Source organism: uncultured Sphingomonas sp. (assembly GCF_937859915.1).
Classification (GTDB): Bacteria; Pseudomonadota; Alphaproteobacteria; order Sphingomonadales; family Sphingomonadaceae; genus Solisphingomonas.
The window spans coordinates 14,252-30,493 of sequence record NZ_CALMAW010000010.1 but is presented as its reverse complement, the minus strand read 5'-3'; the positions used below and the strand labels follow the sequence as shown (position 1 = coordinate 30,493).

Below are 16,242 nucleotides of genomic sequence, written 5' to 3'. Positions count from 1 at the left end.
CGCGCGGAAACTATGCCCCGATCACGCGGCCGCGCTTCCCGCTCTGCCGATGCCCAGTTCCGCCAGCACATCCTGCGTATCGGCCCCCAATTCGGGGGTCGGGCCCGCGACCGCGCCGGGGGTCGCCGAGAACCAGGTTGGGATGCCGGGAAAGCGGACCGCGCCGTGCGGAGTCTCGAGCGTCTCGAAAAAGCCGATCGCGTTGAGATGCGGATCGTCGAACAGTTCGTCGGTGGTGCGCAGCGGCGAGGCCGGAATATGGAGGTCGCGCAGCAGATCGAGCCAATCGGCGGTGGTCCGCTCCGCAAAGATTTCGGCCAGCCGGCCATAGACCTCGTCGATCCGCGCCGACCGCTGCGCCAGCGTCTTGAGGTCGTCGCCCGCCCAGGGCGGCCGCACCGCCCCGACGAACGCGGCCCAATGCTTGTCGTTGTAGATCAGCGCCGCGACATAGCCGTCCTTGGTCTTGTAGGGACGGCGGTTTGGCGCGACGGCGCGCGGATAGTGCGCGGCGCTCAGGGGCGGGTCGAACATCGCGCCATTGGCATGCTCGACCAGCATGAACGCCGCCATCGTCTCGAACATCGCGACCTCGACCTCCTGGCCCTCGCCGGTGCGCGCGCGGTGGAACAGCGCCATGGTGGTCGCATACAGCGCGGTAAGCCCGGCGATCTTGTCGGCCATGATCGTACCGACGAAATCGGCGCGCCCGGTCAGCAATTGCTGCACATGGGGGATGCCGCATTCGGCCTGGATGGTGTCATCATAGGCGGGCAGGTCGCGATTGGGGCCGCGACGGCTGTAGCCGTAGCAATTGGTGTAGACGATGTCCGGCTTGATCGCCGCGACCGCCGCATAGTCGAAGCCAAGCTTGGCGATCGCCTTGCCGCGCATCGCGTGGATGAACACGTCGGCGGTCTCGATCAGCGCGCGCAACGCCGCTTTCCCGTCTTCGGTCTGCAGATCGAGCACCACGCTCCGCTTGCCGCGATTCACATTGTAGAAGACGCCGCTCATCCGCGGCGCCGGGCCGACCGAGATATCCCGGACGCCGTCGCCCGCGGGTGTCTCGACCTTGATCACGTCGGCGCCCATGTCCGCCATGATCTGCGTCGCATAAGGACCCATCACCATCGCGGTCAGGTCCACGACGCGTATTCCGGCGAGCGGTCCCTTGCCCATAATCTCTCCTCTTGGTTTCGCCGCGACTAGTCACGCGCGCGCCGCAACGCCATCGCAATCACCGATCGCCGGCCCGATATCGGTCCCGCGTTCGATTGTTGCGATAGGGGTCGGCTGCTACGGCGGCGGCTTATCTCGTGAAGAAGGCGGCCCCGTGGATTTCTCGCTTACGTCGGATCAGTCCAACATCCGCGACGCCGTGTTGAAGCATTGCGCACAATATTCTGACGATTATTGGCTCGAGCGCGACGATAGCGCCGAATTCCCGCATGACTTTTACGCGTCGATGGCGGACGCCGGCTGGCTCGGCGTCGCCATGCCCGAGGCGGTCGGCGGCGCCGGGCTGGGCATCACCGAGGCGGCGATCATGATGCAGGCGGTCGCCGAGGCCGGCGGCGGGATGACTGCGGCGTCGACAATCCACGGCCCGGTGTTCAGTCTCGAGCCGATCGACCTGTTCGGGAGCGACGCGCAGAAGCGCCGCATGATCCCGCCGGTGTTGAGCGGAGCGGAGAAAATGTGCTTCGCCGTGACCGAACCCAATACGGGTCTCGACACCACCAAGCTCAAGACCGCGGCGAAGAAGGTCGATGGCGGCTATCTGGTCAATGGCGACAAGATCTGGATCACCAATGCGCATGTCGCCGATCGGATGATGCTGCTCGCGCGGACCACGCCGATCGAAGAGGTCGCGCGCAAGACCGATGGGCTTTCGCTGTTCTTCACCAAGCTCGATCGCGATCATATCGAGCATCGCCTGATCCCCAAGATGGGGCGTCATGCGGTTGGGTCGAACATGTTGTTCATCAACGATCTCTTCATTCCCGAGGACGATCGGATCGGCGGCGAGGGCGATGGCTTCCGGATCATCCTCAAGGGGCTCAATCCCGAGCGCATCCTGCTCGGCGCCGAGGCGATCGGCATCGGCCGCAACGCGATCCAGCGCGCCGCGCGCTATGCGCGCGAGCGGATCGTGTTCGATCGACCGATCGGGATGAACCAGGGCATTCAGCATCCGCTGGCGAAATGCTGGATGCAGCTCGAGGCCGCCAATCTGATGGTGATGAAGGCGGCCACCTTGTTCGATTGCGGCGAGGATTGCGGGACCGAGGCGAACGCCGGCAAATATTTGGCGGCCGAGACCGCGTTCGAGGCGTGCCATACCGCGATGCTGACGCTTGGTGGGATGGGCTATGCCCAGGAATATCATGTCGAGCGCCTGCTGCGCGAGGTGCTGATCCCGCGCACTGCGCCGGTCAGCCCGCATATGATCCTCAACTTCATTGCCGAGCGGGTTCTGGAATTACCGAAGAGCTATTGACCGGGCTTGCCAAACGCACCCCGTTCGTCCTGAGCGAATCGAAGGACGTGATGCCAACGCCGCGCCTGACAAACGCACTTCGACTTCGCTCAGTGCGAACGGGTTTGAGAGGAATAAGATGTCCGGACCGATCACCGCGCGCTCCTGGCTGTTCGCGCCGGGCGACAGCGAGAAGAAGATGGCCAAGGCGATGGACGGCACCGCCGACATCGTGCTGATCGATCTCGAGGATGCGGTCGCCACCGAGAACAAGGCCGCCGCACGACCGATGGTCCATGATTTCATCGCCGCCAACCCCGCGCAGGCGCATCGGCTGTGGGTGCGGATCAACCCGTTCGACGGGCCGTACACGCTGCTCGACCTCGCCGCGGTGATGCCGGCGCGGCCGGGTGGGATCATGCTGCCCAAGGTCTATGGCCGTGCCGATGTCGAAAAGCTCGATCACTGCCTGTCCGCGCTCGAAGTGGCGAACGGCATCGAGGAGGGGTCGACGCGCGTGATCGTGCTGATCACCGAGACCGCCGAGGCCATGTTCCACACCGGCAGCTACAAGGGTGCGCCGCGCGTCGTCGCGCTGACCTGGGGCGCGGAGGATCTGGCCGATTCGATCGGCGCCAGCGCCAACCGCAATCCCGACGGCAGCTACGGCTTCACCTATGAACTGGCGCGCAGCCTGTGCCTGCTTGGCGCCGCCACCGCGGGCGTCGCCGCGATCGAGACGATCCAGGGCGACTTCCGCGATCTCGACGGACTCAGGGCGCGTGCCGAGAAGGTGCGGCGCGACGGCTATCGCGGCATGCTGGCGATCCACCCCGCGCAGGTCGAGGTGATCAACGCCGCCTTCACGCCGACGGAAGAAGAAATTGCGGACGCGCAGGCGATCGTCGACCTGTTTGCGGCCAACCCCGGCGTCGGCGCGATCGGCTACAAGGGCGGCATGCTCGACCGCCCCTATCTGTCGCGCGCGCAGACGCTGCTCGAACAGGCGGGGCGCGCGTGACCGGCGCGCAGCCCACAAAGTTCGTGCCGAGCGCAGTCGATGGACGGGTGCGGGCGCGACCCTCGGCGGATGTGCGTCGACTGCGCTCAGCGCGAACGGGGGTTTGATGTGCCGGACGTGACCGATGCGGCAAGCCTCGACCTCGCGCGCTACCTCCGCCGCGGCGATCGCATCGTCATCGGCCAGGCCTGCGGCGAGCCGACGACGCTGGTCGAGGCGCTGATCGCGCAAGGGGCTGCCATCGGTGACCTCTCCGCCTTCATCGCCACGAGCTTTTCCGGGCTGTTCACGCCCACCAGCGCGGACAGCTTCGCGCTCTCCAGCATGGGCGCGATCGGCGCGTTGCGATCGATGACCAAGGCGGGCAGGCTGTCGGTCGTCCCCTGTCATGTCAGCCAAGTCGGCCCGATGATCGCGGACGGCACGATCGGCTGCGACGTCGCCTTCGTCCAGCTCAGCCCCGCCGACGAGGACGGGCATCACAGCTTCGGGCTGATCGGCGACCATGTCCAGGCCGCGGTCGCCAAGGCGCGGGTGGTGATCGCCGAGGTCAACGACCAGGTGCCCTTCACCTATGGCGAGCTGCTGCCCGCCGCGCGGATCGATTGCGCGGTCCACGTCTCGCGTCCGCCCGTCGAGGTCGCCGCCGCGACGATCGGCGAGACCGACATGGCGATCGCGCGGCATGCCGCCGCCTATATCGGCGATGGCGCGGTGATCCAGACCGGCATCGGCGCCGTGCCCGACGCGATCCTGCGCCTGCTCCACGATCGCCGCGATCTTGGTGTCCATTCGGGCATGCTTGGCGACGGACTGGTCGAACTGGTCGAGGCGGGGGTCGTGACCAACGCACGGAAGTCGATCGACCATGGCGTGTCGATCAACGGCGCGCTGATCGGCACGCGGCGGCTGTACGACTGGGCGCACCGCAACCCGCTGATCCGCATGTGCGCGACCAGCTATACCCACGACGCCGCGGTGCTCGCGCAGATCGAACGGCTGGTGACGATCAATTCGGCGATCGAGGTCGATCTCACCGGTCAGGTCAATGCCGAGCAGAGCGGGGCCAGCTATCTCGGCGGCACCGGCGGCCAGGTCAATTTCGTTCGCGCCGGCGCGCGCTCGCCGGGCGGCCGCTCGATCATCGCGCTGTCGGCCACCGCCAAGGGCGGCGCGATCAGCAAGATCGTCGCCGATCTGTCCGGCCCGGTGACCACCGCGCGCAGCGATGTCGACCTGATCGTCACGGAATATGGCGCGGCCGAACTCAAGGGCCAGACGCTTGCCGAGCGGGCGAAGCGGATGGTCGCGATCGCGCATCCCGATTTCCGCGAGACGCTCGATCGCGCGGCGCATGTCATCCAGCAACGGGGGTTCTGATGAGCGATGCCGTCCTGTTCGAGGCGCGCGACGACGGGATCGCGATCCTCACGCTCAACCGGCCCGACGCGCGCAACGCGCTCGGCCGGGAAATCCGCGAAGGGTTGGCAGCCGCATGGACGCGCTTCGAACGGGATCCCGCATTGCGTGTCGCGATCCTGACCGGCGCGGGCGACAAGGCTTTCTGTGCCGGCGGAGACCTCAAGAGATGGTCGAGACCGGCATGGCGGTGCCCCCACGCGACATGTACGCGCTGCCTTACGACACGATCGAGCTGAGCAAGCCGACGATCGCGGCGGTCAACGGCGTCGCGTTCGCGGGCGGCTGGATGATCGCGCAAGCCTGCGACCTGTGCGTCGCCAGCACGACCGCGCGCTTCGCGATAACCGAGGTCAAGGTCGGGCGCGGCAGTCCGTGGGCGGCGCCGTTGATCCACATGATCCCGCAGCGGATCATGATGGAGATCATCCTCACCGGCAAACCGATCAGCGCGCAGCGCGCCTATGAGATCGGTCTGGTCAACCGGCTCGCCGAACCCGAGGCGCTGCTCGACACGGCCCTGGCGCTGGCGACCGAGGTTCTGGACGGGGCGCCGCTCTCGGTCCGCGCCGGGCGCGAGACCGTGATGCTGGCGACCGAGATGGGGCGTTCGGCGGCGCTGCAGGCGGCGCGCGCCGCGCATGAGGTCGCCTATCGCAGCGACGACGCGCAGGAAGGTCCGCGCGCCTTTGCCGAGAAACGGCCGCCGCACTGGCGTGGCCGGTGAGGGCTTCGCCCGCTGCCAAGACCATCGGCGCAATACGACCGTATATCGAGGAGAGACCGGATGCCGCATGATACCGGACGCTACCCTGTCGCGATCCACCCGCGCCTCGCCGAAGGCTGGCGGCTCGAGCGGCTCACCGCGGTCAGCCATCTGTTCGGGGCGAACGGGATGCGCGTCGGCCCCGACGGGCGAATCCATATCGCGCAGGTCTCGGGCAATCAGATCAGCGCGCTCGACATCGACACGGGTCTGGTCGAGGCGGTCAGCCCGCTCGGCGGCGACATCGTCGCACCCGACGACCTCGCCTTCGACGCCGACGGCAATCTCTATGCGACCGAGGTGATGGACGCGCGCGTCAGCGTACGCCGGCCCGACGGCAGCACGCACGTGCTGCGCGACGACCTGCCGTCGGCAAACGGCATCACCATCCACCAGGGAAGGCTGTTCATCGACGAATGTCGTATCGGCGGCCGGCTGATGGAGCTGTCGCTCGACGGCGCCGCGCCGCGCGTGCTGCTCGAGGACATACCGATGCCCAACGCACTCGAAATGGGCCCCGACGGCATGCTGTACTTTCCGGTGATGGGTGCCAACGAGATCTGGCGGATCAATCCGGACGGCGGCGTGGCGGAGCGCGTCGTCGGCGACCTCGGGGTTCCCGACGCGGTCAAGTTCGACTCGAAGGGGTTCATCGTCTCGACCCAGGTCGCGAGCGGCGAAGTGCTCCGCATCGACCCGCGCACCGGCGCCAAGGAGCGGCTGGCGGCGCTGGATCCGGGGCTCGACAACCTCGTCTTCGTCGGCGAGCGCTTGTTCGTCTCCGACTTCACCGGCCGCGTGACCGAGCTGCTGGGTGCAGGCAACAGCCGTGCGGTGCTGCCCGGCGGCTTCAACGCGCCGTTCGGCCTCGCGCTGGCGAAGGACGGCGATCTCTACATCGCCGACGGTCCGTTCATGTACCGCCTGACCCCCGGCGGCGAACCGCGCGGCGTCGGCATGCTCTTCACCCCCGGCTATCCGGGCTATGTCCGCGGGCTGACCAATGCGGCGGACGGCAACGGCTTCGTCGTCACCACCTCGGGCGGCGCCGTGGCGCTCTATCGGCCGGCCGACCGGTATAGCGAGGTGCTCGCCGACGGATTCGACCAACTCTACGGCGTCGTCGCGGCACCTGGTGAAGTCGTCATCGCCGCCGATCTCGGCGCAGGGCGGGTGGTCGCGATCCGGGCCGGCGAGACCGAGGAACTGGCCGGCGGCCTCTTGCGCCCGATCGATGTCGCGGTGACCGCCGATGGCGACGTGCTCGTTGCGGAGTCAGGCGCCGGCCGCGTGGTCAAGATCGTCCGCGGCAAGGCCGAGACGCTGGTCGACGGGCTACAGCGCCCCCACGGCATCCTCATACGCGGCGATCACCTCTATATCGTCGACGTCGGGGCCAAGACCGTGATCGAATATGCGCTCGCAAGCGGCACACAGCGGGTGATCGCGGCCGATCTGGCGGTGGGGGCGCCTCCCGGTGTCGTCCCCAAGCCGTTGCGCGGCATTCCGCCGCTGTCGGGGCCGATGGGACCGTTCGCGGGCATCGCCGACGGGCCCGACGGCACGCTGTACGTCTCCGCGGACGGCGAGGGGAGCATCATCGCGCTGCGGCCGCCGCGCGGCTGACACCGCCCGCCTCCATCCATCGCGACGGCGATAGCAGGCCTGGGCAAGCTTACCCGGCGGCATGTGGAGTGTCATATCGGTCTTCGGCGCGCCGTGTGCGGACGAACGGGGACTTCAGATGGGCGAACATTCCGGCAGCTTGAAGGGCGAGGCGATCGTCGCCGCCGAGGAACTCGAAGCGCCGGTCACGATCGGCGTCGAGGCCTATTTTTCGCCCGACTATGCCCGCGCCGAACGCGACAGGCTGTGGCGCAAGACCTGGCTGCAGGCGGGGCGGATCGAAGATATCCCCGAGATCGGCAACTACATCACCTTCGACATCCTCGACGATTCGATCATTCTCGTCCGCTCTGGGCCCGATACGGTGCAGGCGCACTACAATGTCTGCCCGCATCGCGGCCGCCGGCTGATCGACACCCCGCCCGGCGCCCGCAACGCGCGCGGCAAGAAGATGCGCTTCGTCTGCGGCTTCCACAGCTGGACGTTCGATCTGCAGGGCCAGTGCGTGCATATTCCGGAGCGCGATCATTGGCAGGGCAAGCTCACCGACGAGAGCACGCGTCTGGGATCGGTCAAATGCGAGACCTGGGGCGGCTGGCTTTGGATCAATATGGACCCCGACGCCGGGCCGCTACGGGACTATCTCGAGCCGGCCGCGACCCTGCTCGAACCCTTCCAGCTTCAGAACATGCGCTGCCGCTGGCGCAAATGGATCATCTTCGATTGCAACTGGAAGGTCGCGATGGAGGCGTTCGACGAGACCTATCACGTCCCCGGCACGCATCCCGAGTTCATGGCATTCGGCGACTTTCCCGGCTGGGCGCGCAATCAGGGGCTGCACAGCAATATCGGTTACGACGCGCCGAAATCGATGGACGAGAACCAGCAGGCCAAGCTCCGCATCGGCACCGGCGATGCGCGCATCTCGACCGCCGAGATGCAGGTCTTCACCTGGGAGGCGGCGAACACCAACACCACGCGCACGCTCGTCGATGCTGCGATCCGGCTCAAGGACGAACTGCCCGAAGGGACGCCTTCGGGCGAAGTGCTGCAGCATTGGCTCAAGTCGGCGCGCGCCGCGGACGAGGCGCGCGGGGTGATCTGGCCGGTGGTCGAGCCGTCGCACAATGCCAAGGCCGGCACCGCCTGGCAGATTTTTCCCAATTTCCAGATCGGTCACGCGGTCAACAATATGCTCTGCTACCAGGCGCGGCCCTACAAGGCCGATCCCGACAAGTGCATCTTCGAGGCGTCTGTCTACGAACTCTATCCCGAGGGTGAAGCGCCCGAAACCGAGTGGGACTATACGCCGCCCGAGGCGTGGCCGCCGGTGCTGCAACAGGATTTCGCGAACATGGCGGCGGTGCAGCAGGGCATGAAGAACGGCGGCTTCCGCGGCACGCAACCCAACCCCTATCGCGAGCGCGCCATACCCAGCCTCCACCATAATCTGGCGAAATATATGGGTGTCGGCGCGCCGCATAAGCTCGGCTGACATCGGGTCGTCGTTTGCGGCCAGCCAGCGCGAGCGGCGACGCGCCTGATCGGTCTTTGACGGCCGTCGTCGCGGACTGGATCCGGGATCCATAGACGCGGCGCCCGATCCTGGAACACGGCGTGTACGCATTCTCCGCCTTCGCCGGCATGGCCGTACCAGGTGGAGAGCGCCGCGCCGCATGGCGGCAACGCGCGGTGGGCGATTATCCCAGCCGCGCGATGATCTGCGGGAGGTCCGCGGTCGACCGGATGCCGGGCGGCGCGTCGCACAGATAGGGCACGACATTGACCGGCCGGTTGGCGGTCAGGCCCGGCGTCATCTCGGCATAGTTTTCGGGGGCGACCGGGAAGCTGATCACCACGTCGAGCGGACAGTCCCCCTCGACGACGACCCGCCAGCCCGATCCCCGAAAATCCCAATGCTCGCCGGGGCCGGTATCGACGTCGGCGGAGACATACCAGGTCGCGGTGAAACTGATCAGCGGCTTGCCGTCGCGCATGCCCGACACGCGGGTGCGCTGCGCGGCGACCGTGCCCGCCGGGACGACGCCTGCCGCAATCGGCAGGTCGGCGCGGGTGACGCCGACCCCGCCGGTCGCCTCGAAGCCGTCGATGGTCAGGCCGAGCGCATCGGCGAGATGGTGCAGCGACGGCGAGAAGGCGTCGCGCAGATAATCATAGCGCGCCTGCTCGGCCGGACCCGAGCCACCCGGCGCCTGGCCGAAGCCCATCACCTCGAACAGCATCGCCGGCGAATCGCGCGATGAGCAGTCGGCGAACTCGTTGATGCTGATCGAGTCGACGCGGCGCTGGATCGAGGCGAGCACGATCGGCACCGCCTCGGTGATGAAGCCCGGGCTGCTGCCGGTGCTGTGGATCGAGCTGCGTCCTTGCGCGCAAGCCGCCTCGATGCGCGCCCGTATCGCAGGCTCCAAGCTGTCGGCGCGATGAAAGTCGCCGCGCGTCGTGACGATGTTGGCGCCCGATTCGAGCAGCCGGCAGATCTCATCGAAATTGGTCTGGTGCGGCATGTAGAGCACGCAGTCGGGCTTGAGCGCGATCACGTCCTCGATAGCGTTGGTCGCGAGCACGCCGGTCGGCGCGGTACCGGCGATCTCGCCTGCGTCCCGTCCTGCCTTGTCGGCGCTGTGGACGTAGACGCCGACAAGCTCGAGCAGCGGATGCTCTATCGCGCCGCGCAGCGCACGAGCGCCGACATTGCCGGTCGCCCATTGCACGACCCGATAGCGCGCCTTTGCCGTCTGCCCGCTCATCCGTCTCTCCTGACCTGCTTGTCGCGGCCGAAGTCGGCGCGTCGCCGGGGCAGTCTGAAAGGCGTTCGAGCGGGGGACAAGCGTCTGCGCAGTCGGCAGGCGGTACGATCGACGGGGCGATGAAGTTGGTGGTCAGCTGCCCGCGCTGCCGCGCCGCGAGGTCGGGCGGCTGCCGATCTGATCGAGCGCGTCGGCGTTGTCGCGGCCCCAGGCGTAGAGCAGTTCGACCGGCTCGACGAAACGCTGACCAAGCGGGGTCAGCCGATATTCGACGGCGGGCGGGACGACGCTTTCGACGTGGCGGTCGATCAGGCCGCACGCCGCCATCTCGCGCAGCGTCTGGGTCAACATCTTCTTCGAGATGCCGGGGAGGCTGCGCTGCAGGACCCCGGTGCGCGCGGCGCCGGCATGGCGCGCGTGCAGCGTATGGAGGATCATGCTCGTCCACTTGGTCGCGAACAGGTCAAGCACGCGCCGCGGCGCACAATCCTCGCGCCAATCATTTGTGACGTCGCCGCCCTGCATCGACTGGTTACCTCCCGGTGCCTAGGTTTCCGAACGGTGCCGTCTAGAAGCCCGCAGCGTTGGTGCCTAGCTCGCGGGGACTAACAGCTAGGATTTGATCATGACACGTACGGCATTGGTAGTGGGAGCGAGCGGGATCGTCGGGAGCGCGACGGCGGCGTTGCTCGTCGAACAGGGCTGGACGGTGCATGGCCTGGCGCGCCGCCCGGCCGCGCAGGCGGGCGTTCAGCCGGTCGCCGCCGATCTTCAGGACGCCGCGTCCACCGCCGCGGCCCTGTCGAGCCTGAACCCGGACGCCGTCTTCATCACCACCTGGCTGCGCCAGGACAGCGAGGCGGAAAATATCCGCGTCAATGCGATGATGGTCCGCAACCTGCTCGATGCGCTTCCCAAAGCGGCGGCCCCCCGCCATGTCGCGCTGGTGACCGGCCTGAAACATTATCTCGGGCCGTTCGAGGCCTATGGCAAAGGCGTACTGCCGCAGACCCCGTTTCGGGAAGAGCAGGGCCGGCTCGACGTCGAGAATTTCTATTATGCGCAGGAAGACGAGGTCTTCGCCGCGTCGGCGCGCGATGGGTTCAGCTGGAGCGTGCATCGGCCGCATACCGTGATCGGCAAGGCGGTCGGCAATGCGATGAACATGGGCACGACGCTTGCCGTCTACGCCACGCTGTGCCGCGAGACCGGACGCCCGTTCCAGTTTCCTGGGTCCGCGGCGCAATGGAACGGGCTGACCGACATGACCGACGCGCGCCAGCTCGCCCGCCATCTGCTGTGGGCGGCGACCACACCCGCCGCCGCGAACGAGGACTTCAACATCGTCAACGGCGACATCTTTCGCTGGAGCTGGATGTGGGGCCGCATCGCCGACTGGTTCGGGATCGCGGCGGCGCCGTTCGACGGGGTGGTGCGTCCGCTCGAGGAGCAGATGGCGGGCGATGCCGATCTCTGGCGCCGGATCGCGGTGCGGGACGGCCTGGCCGAACCCGACCTCGCCCGGCTGACGTCGCCCTGGCACACCGATGCCGATCTCGGGCGGCCGATCGAAGTGGTGACCGACATGTCGAAAAGCCGGCGGCTGGGGTTTACCGCCTATCAGCCGACCGACGATGCGTTCTTCGAGCTGTTCGCGGATCTCCGCGCCGACCGCCTGATACCATAAACGACCGCGCCGCGCGCCTTTGGAAAGGCGCGCGGCGCAGATCGATGTGGTCGGGGAGACAAGATTCGAACTTGCGACCCTCTGGTCCCAAACCAGATGCGCTACCAGGCTGCGCCACTCCCCGACGGCGTGGCCCTTAGCCCGCATCGGTCGCCGATGGCAACGGTGCGGCGCGAGAAAAGCGCACAGCAAAACGGGCGCCTCCGCGAGGAGACGCCCGTTCCGTGTGCAACCGGCTGCGCTAGGCAACCGGAGGCGCCAATATTACTTGGCCGAGTTGTCGATCGCATCCGCCTTGTTCGAAGCGTCGGCCTTCACGGCGTCGGCCGAATTGTGTGCGGCGTCCGACGCGTTGTCGAGCGCGTTGGCGGTCGATGCGTTGGAAGCGTTGTCGGCAGCCGCCGAGAGCATGTCGCCCTGGTTGTCGAGCGAAGCGGCGGCGTTGTCGCCGGCGTTGTCGACGGCGGCGGCCTGGTCCGTCTTGTGGCAGGCGGCGACGGACATGAGGCCAGCGGCGGCGAGGACGAAAGCAAGCTTCTTCATTGGGGGCTCCTAGAAGTCTTCTAGACAAAAAGATCGCGGGCTCGGCCGTGCCGTCCCCGGAACGACGGCATAGCGCGCTGATAGCACGGGTCAACGGCAAAATTGGCTGGACTTGGTTCGGCCGAAGCATATCTTCGCGACTGCACAACGTCTCCGGCAACTTTTGCCCTATGTCGTGCATTGAAACGCCACGTCGTTTTCTGTGTCCTTGGATATCCGTAAGGGTCGCTTGGGCGCGCTTCTTTGGATATCGCATTATGACCGCATCGGGCGTCACGAAATTGGATAGAGTGGCGCTGATCGGGAACAGCCCGCCGCGGCTGTGCGGCATCGCGACCTTCACGCAGGACGTCCGCAAGGGGCTGATCGCGGCATTCCCCGATCTGCATGTCGATATGTATGCGATGAACGACCGCGGCGCGCGCTACGCCTACCCCGTCGAGGTCGCCTGCTCGATCGATCAGGACGAATTGGCCGACTATGCGCGCGCGGCGCAGCGGATCAACGCAAGCGGCGCCGACGTCGTCTGTGTGCAGCACGAATATGGCATCTTCGGCGGGCCGGCAGGCGCGCATCTGCTCAAGCTGCTCGATCGAGTGACGGCGCCGGTGGTGGTTTCGTTGCATACCGTGCTCGAGCAGCCCACGCCCGAGCAGCGCGCCGTGATCGAGGCGCTGGTCCGGCGGTCGTCCAAGCTGATTGTGATGGCCGAAAAGGGCCGCCGCATCCTGCGCGAGGTACATGGCGTCGCCGACGAGAGGATCGCGGTGGTGCCGCATGGGGCGCCGGACCGGCCGTTCACGTCGTCCGAAACGCTCAAGCCGCGCTTCGGCTTCGAAAATCACCGTATCCTGCTGACGTTCGGCCTGCTCTCGCCGAACAAGGGCATCGACACCATGATCCGCGCGCTGCCAGCGATCGTCGCGCGGCATCCCGACGTGCTGTATGTCGTGCTCGGCGCGACGCACCCGCATCTCGTCGCGCACGAGGGCGAGGCCTATCGCGAGGGGCTGATGGCGCTCGCCGACGAACTCGGTCTCGGCGATCATGTCCGCTTCATCGACAGCTATGTCGAGAAAGAGGAGCTGATCGATCATATCGCCGCGGCCGACATCTATGTGACGCCCTATCTCAACGAGGCGCAGATCACGTCGGGCACGCTCAGCTATGCGGTGGCGCTCGGCAAGCCGGTCGTGTCGACGCCCTATTGGCATGCCGTCGAGCTGCTCGCTGATGGCGTCGGTGTCGTCGTGCCGTTCGGCGACAGCGCCGCGTTCGCAGACCGCATCTGCGAACTGCTCGATCGCCCCGAGATGCTCGACGAGATGGGACGCAAGGCGTGGCGGGCGGGCCGCGCGATGACCTGGTCGGCGCTGGCGCGATCCTATGTCTCGATCTTCGAGGAGGCGGTCCGGACGCAGCCGGCGCGGCTGTTTCGGGGCGGCGAGCGCAGACCCGACGTCATCCGGCCCCGGCTTGGTGGCGTCGAACGGCTAACCGACGGTTGCGGCATGATCCAGCATTCGATCTTCTCGGTGCCCGACCGCCTGCACGGCTATTGCGTGGACGATAATTGCCGCGCGCTCATGCTGATGCATCGCATGCCCGCCGAGGATGCCGCACGCGCCGACGAACTGGCCGTCGTCTATGCCGCGTTCGTCCAGCATGCCTGGAATGGGGGCCAGGGGCGCTTCCGCAATTTCATGGCGTTCGATCGCGGCTGGCTCGAGGAGCAGGGCTCGGAGGACAGTTTCGGGCGGACGCTCTGGTCGCTCGGCGACACAGCCGCAAAGGCGCGCGCACACGAACTCAAGATCTGGGCGTCGCATCTGTTCGACCAGGTCGCGCCGCATGCCCGTGCGCTCGTCAGCCCGCGCACCTGGGCATTCTGCATCCTCGCGGCCGACGCGATGTTGGACGCGCACCCGCGCCACGAGCTTGCGACGTCGCTGCTGCGCGATCTCGCACGCCGGCTTCAGGCGCAGCTTGCCCAGGTTCGCCGCCCGGACTGGGATTGGTATGAAGAGGTGCTCGCCTACGACAATGCGCGCCTGCCTGAGGCGTTGATGCGCGCCGGCCGGCGGCTCGGTGACGAGTCGATGCGCGCGGACGGTCTTGCGACGATGGCGTGGCTCGATGCGATCCAGACCAATGCCGATGGCCAGTTCCGCGCGGTCGGCACGGACAGTTTCGGTCGCGTCTGCGAGCAGCCGCTGCCGTTTGACCAACAACCCGTCGAAGGGTGGGCGACGATCGACGCGGCGCGTGTTGCGCACGCCATTTCGGGTGACGCGCGCTGGGTCGAGACCGCGCAGCGCGCCTATGCCTGGTATGTCGGCGGTAATGATCTGGGCCTGCCACTGGGCTCGTCGACCGACGGTGGATGCTTCGACGGGCTGATGAGCGACCGCGTCAATCTCAACCAGGGCGCCGAATCTGTGCTGGCATTTCAATTTGCCTGTTGCGCTATGACCGAAATGGCCGGAAAGGCCGACCGCAACGGGTCCTTATTGGAAGCTGGCTCCGTCGCCTCCTAATCGGGAGGACGACCTGCCGGGGTGGGAGGCAGCTTGCTCGATCTTGTAATGCATTGGCCGTTGCGGCTGCAGGCAGACGCGTCGCGCGTCGTCGTGCGCCCGTTCCATATTCCGATCGAATCGAAGAATGGCGAGAAGAGCCGCCCGCGGCGTATCGTCGAAGGCGTGCTCGAGATGGACGAGGCGGCGGCGCAGCGCGAGCTAACTGCGGTGCTCAAGGATTTCGAGGCGCGCCATTGGCAGACGCGCAGCGTGTTCCGCACACGCTACGCCGAGATTTCCAACGGTCTGTCGCTCGACGACGCCGCGATCTCGGAAATCAAGCAGCAGCTGATCGGTGCCTTCTTCTGCCACGAATATAGCTATGCCGCCGCGGCGATCATGAACCCGTCGATCGTCCGCCATCCCGATCAGTCGGGCTTGTCGGAAGGGTCGTCGCGGATCGTGATGTCGCTGCGCACGGTCGGCGAGGGGCATATCTCGTCGATCGCCTTCCGCGAGGGCATATTGTCGCCCGGCGCACGCTTCGAGCTGGCGCCCGAGCCGCCGTTCGCGACCGCGGTCGACGGCGCCAAGGAGCTCGATAACGGCGCGATCGAGGTCCGCCGTAACCGCGATTCCACGCTGAGCGGCACGGTGATCTTCCCGATGACCGCGGCGCAGTCGAAGGGACTCGAGGATCTTCGCCTCGTTGAATTCGTGCATGACGACGGTCGCGTCGAGTGGCTCGGCACCTACACCGCCTATAACGGCGAATCGATCCGCTCCGAGCTGATCCGCACCAATGATTTCCGCACCTTTGAGCTGGCGCCGATGAGCGGGCCCGCGGCGCGCAACAAGGGCATGGCGCTGTTCCCGCGCAAGGTCGGCGGCGATTATGTCATGGCCGGGCGGCAGGACGGCGAGAATCTGTACCTGATCCGTTCGAAGTCGCTGACCCAATGGGCCGAGGGCGAGCTTCTGCTGACCCCGCGCTACCCCTGGGAGATGGTGCAGGTCGGCAATTGCGGCTCGCCGATCGAGCTCGACGAGGGCTGGCTGCTGCTTACCCACGGCGTCGGCGCGATGCGCAAATATTCGGTCGGCGCGGTGCTGCTCGACAAGGACAACCCCGAGAAGGTGCTGGCGCGCACGCCGGTGCCGCTGATCTCGGCCGCCGCCGAGGACCGCGAGGGCTATGTCCCCAACGTCGTCTACACCTGCGGTGCGCTGCGCCACGGCGAGCTGCTGTTCATGCCCTACGGCGTCGCGGACAGCGCGGTCGGCTTCGCCTTCGTGCCGATCAAGGAACTTGTCGCCTCGATGGTGTGACGACCTCGCACGGCCAACATCCGTTCGGCCTGGGCGTAGTCGAAGGCCACGCGCTTGCGGTGGCTGCACTTCGACCTCG

At 66.9% G+C, this 16,242-nt stretch carries 12 protein-coding genes, 1 tRNA gene and 1 pseudogene; 9 read left to right on the top strand and 5 right to left on the bottom strand.

All coding sequences use genetic code 11. From position 1 onward, the window contains the following. Window positions 1–21: 21 nt before the first annotated feature. Entirely contained in the window at window positions 22–1,182 is a 1,161-nt protein-coding gene (locus tag Q0326_RS01590) for a CoA transferase (protein WP_298686377.1), read from the bottom strand. 154 nt (window positions 1,183–1,336) lie between these two features. On the opposite strand from Q0326_RS01590, the gene Q0326_RS01585 reads away from it, so the two are divergent. From Q0326_RS01585 to Q0326_RS01555, 6 genes and pseudogenes are all read left to right on the top strand, one after another. Beyond that, window positions 1,337–2,503: an acyl-CoA dehydrogenase family protein gene (locus Q0326_RS01585; RefSeq protein WP_298686375.1), complete on the top strand. Its 1,167-nt coding sequence runs from the start codon at window positions 1,337–1,339 to the stop codon at window positions 2,501–2,503. Window positions 2,504–2,621: 118 nt separating this feature from the next. Then, window positions 2,622–3,503 (top strand): CoA ester lyase, encoded by an 882-nt coding sequence (locus tag Q0326_RS01580; RefSeq protein ID WP_298686373.1) that lies wholly within the window; start codon window positions 2,622–2,624, stop codon window positions 3,501–3,503. A gap of 108 nt (window positions 3,504–3,611) precedes the next feature. After that, window positions 3,612–4,883, top strand: a complete 1,272-nt coding sequence (locus Q0326_RS01575) for an acetyl-CoA hydrolase/transferase C-terminal domain-containing protein (RefSeq protein WP_298686371.1) — start codon at window positions 3,612–3,614, stop codon at window positions 4,881–4,883. After that, window positions 4,883–5,649 (top strand): annotated as a pseudogene (locus Q0326_RS01565) (enoyl-CoA hydratase-related protein). Before Q0326_RS01575 ends, Q0326_RS01565 begins: the two are co-directional and overlap by 1 nt. 60 nt (window positions 5,650–5,709) lie before the next feature. After that, window positions 5,710–7,314: an SMP-30/gluconolactonase/LRE family protein gene (locus Q0326_RS01560; RefSeq protein WP_298686365.1), complete on the top strand. Its 1,605-nt coding sequence runs from the start codon at window positions 5,710–5,712 to the stop codon at window positions 7,312–7,314. Between the two features lie 118 nt (window positions 7,315–7,432). Further along, window positions 7,433–8,809: an aromatic ring-hydroxylating dioxygenase subunit alpha gene (locus tag Q0326_RS01555; RefSeq protein WP_298686363.1), complete on the top strand. Its 1,377-nt coding sequence runs from the start codon at window positions 7,433–7,435 to the stop codon at window positions 8,807–8,809. A 205-nt stretch (window positions 8,810–9,014) separates the two neighbouring features. On the opposite strand, the gene Q0326_RS01550 is transcribed toward Q0326_RS01555, so the two are convergent. Further along, window positions 9,015–10,085: a dihydrodipicolinate reductase gene (locus Q0326_RS01550; protein ID WP_298686361.1), complete on the bottom strand. Its 1,071-nt coding sequence runs from the start codon at window positions 10,083–10,085 to the stop codon at window positions 9,015–9,017. A gap of 132 nt (window positions 10,086–10,217) precedes the next feature. Next, a complete protein-coding gene (locus Q0326_RS01545) occupies window positions 10,218–10,610 on the bottom strand; it encodes a helix-turn-helix domain-containing protein (RefSeq protein ID WP_298686359.1) in 393 nt (130 codons plus the stop codon). Between the two features lie 100 nt (window positions 10,611–10,710). Here Q0326_RS01545 and Q0326_RS01540 point away from each other — a divergent pair, with 100 nt between their 5' ends. Continuing rightward, window positions 10,711–11,772 carry an SDR family oxidoreductase gene (locus Q0326_RS01540; RefSeq protein ID WP_298686357.1) on the top strand — a complete coding sequence of 354 codons (1,062 nt, stop codon included), beginning with the start codon at window positions 10,711–10,713 and terminating at the stop codon, window positions 11,770–11,772. A 47-nt stretch (window positions 11,773–11,819) separates the two neighbouring features. Here Q0326_RS01540 and Q0326_RS01535 read toward each other — a convergent pair. Together Q0326_RS01535 and Q0326_RS01530 are read right to left on the bottom strand one after the other, a co-directional pair. Then, window positions 11,820–11,896, bottom strand: a tRNA-Pro gene (locus Q0326_RS01535). A gap of 140 nt (window positions 11,897–12,036) precedes the next feature. Further along, a complete protein-coding gene (locus tag Q0326_RS01530; RefSeq protein ID WP_298686355.1) occupies window positions 12,037–12,276 on the bottom strand; it encodes a hypothetical protein in 240 nt (79 codons plus the stop codon). Window positions 12,277–12,572: 296 nt separating this feature from the next. Between Q0326_RS01530 and Q0326_RS01525 the strand changes: the two genes are divergently transcribed. Both Q0326_RS01525 and Q0326_RS01520 read left to right on the top strand, forming a co-directional pair. Continuing rightward, window positions 12,573–14,852: a glycosyltransferase family 4 protein gene (locus tag Q0326_RS01525; protein ID WP_298686353.1), complete on the top strand. Its 2,280-nt coding sequence runs from the start codon at window positions 12,573–12,575 to the stop codon at window positions 14,850–14,852. Between the two features lie 33 nt (window positions 14,853–14,885). Next, entirely contained in the window at window positions 14,886–16,163 is a 1,278-nt protein-coding gene (locus Q0326_RS01520; protein WP_298686351.1) for a glycoside hydrolase family 130 protein, read from the top strand. The last annotated feature ends 79 nt before the right edge of the window (window positions 16,164–16,242 follow it).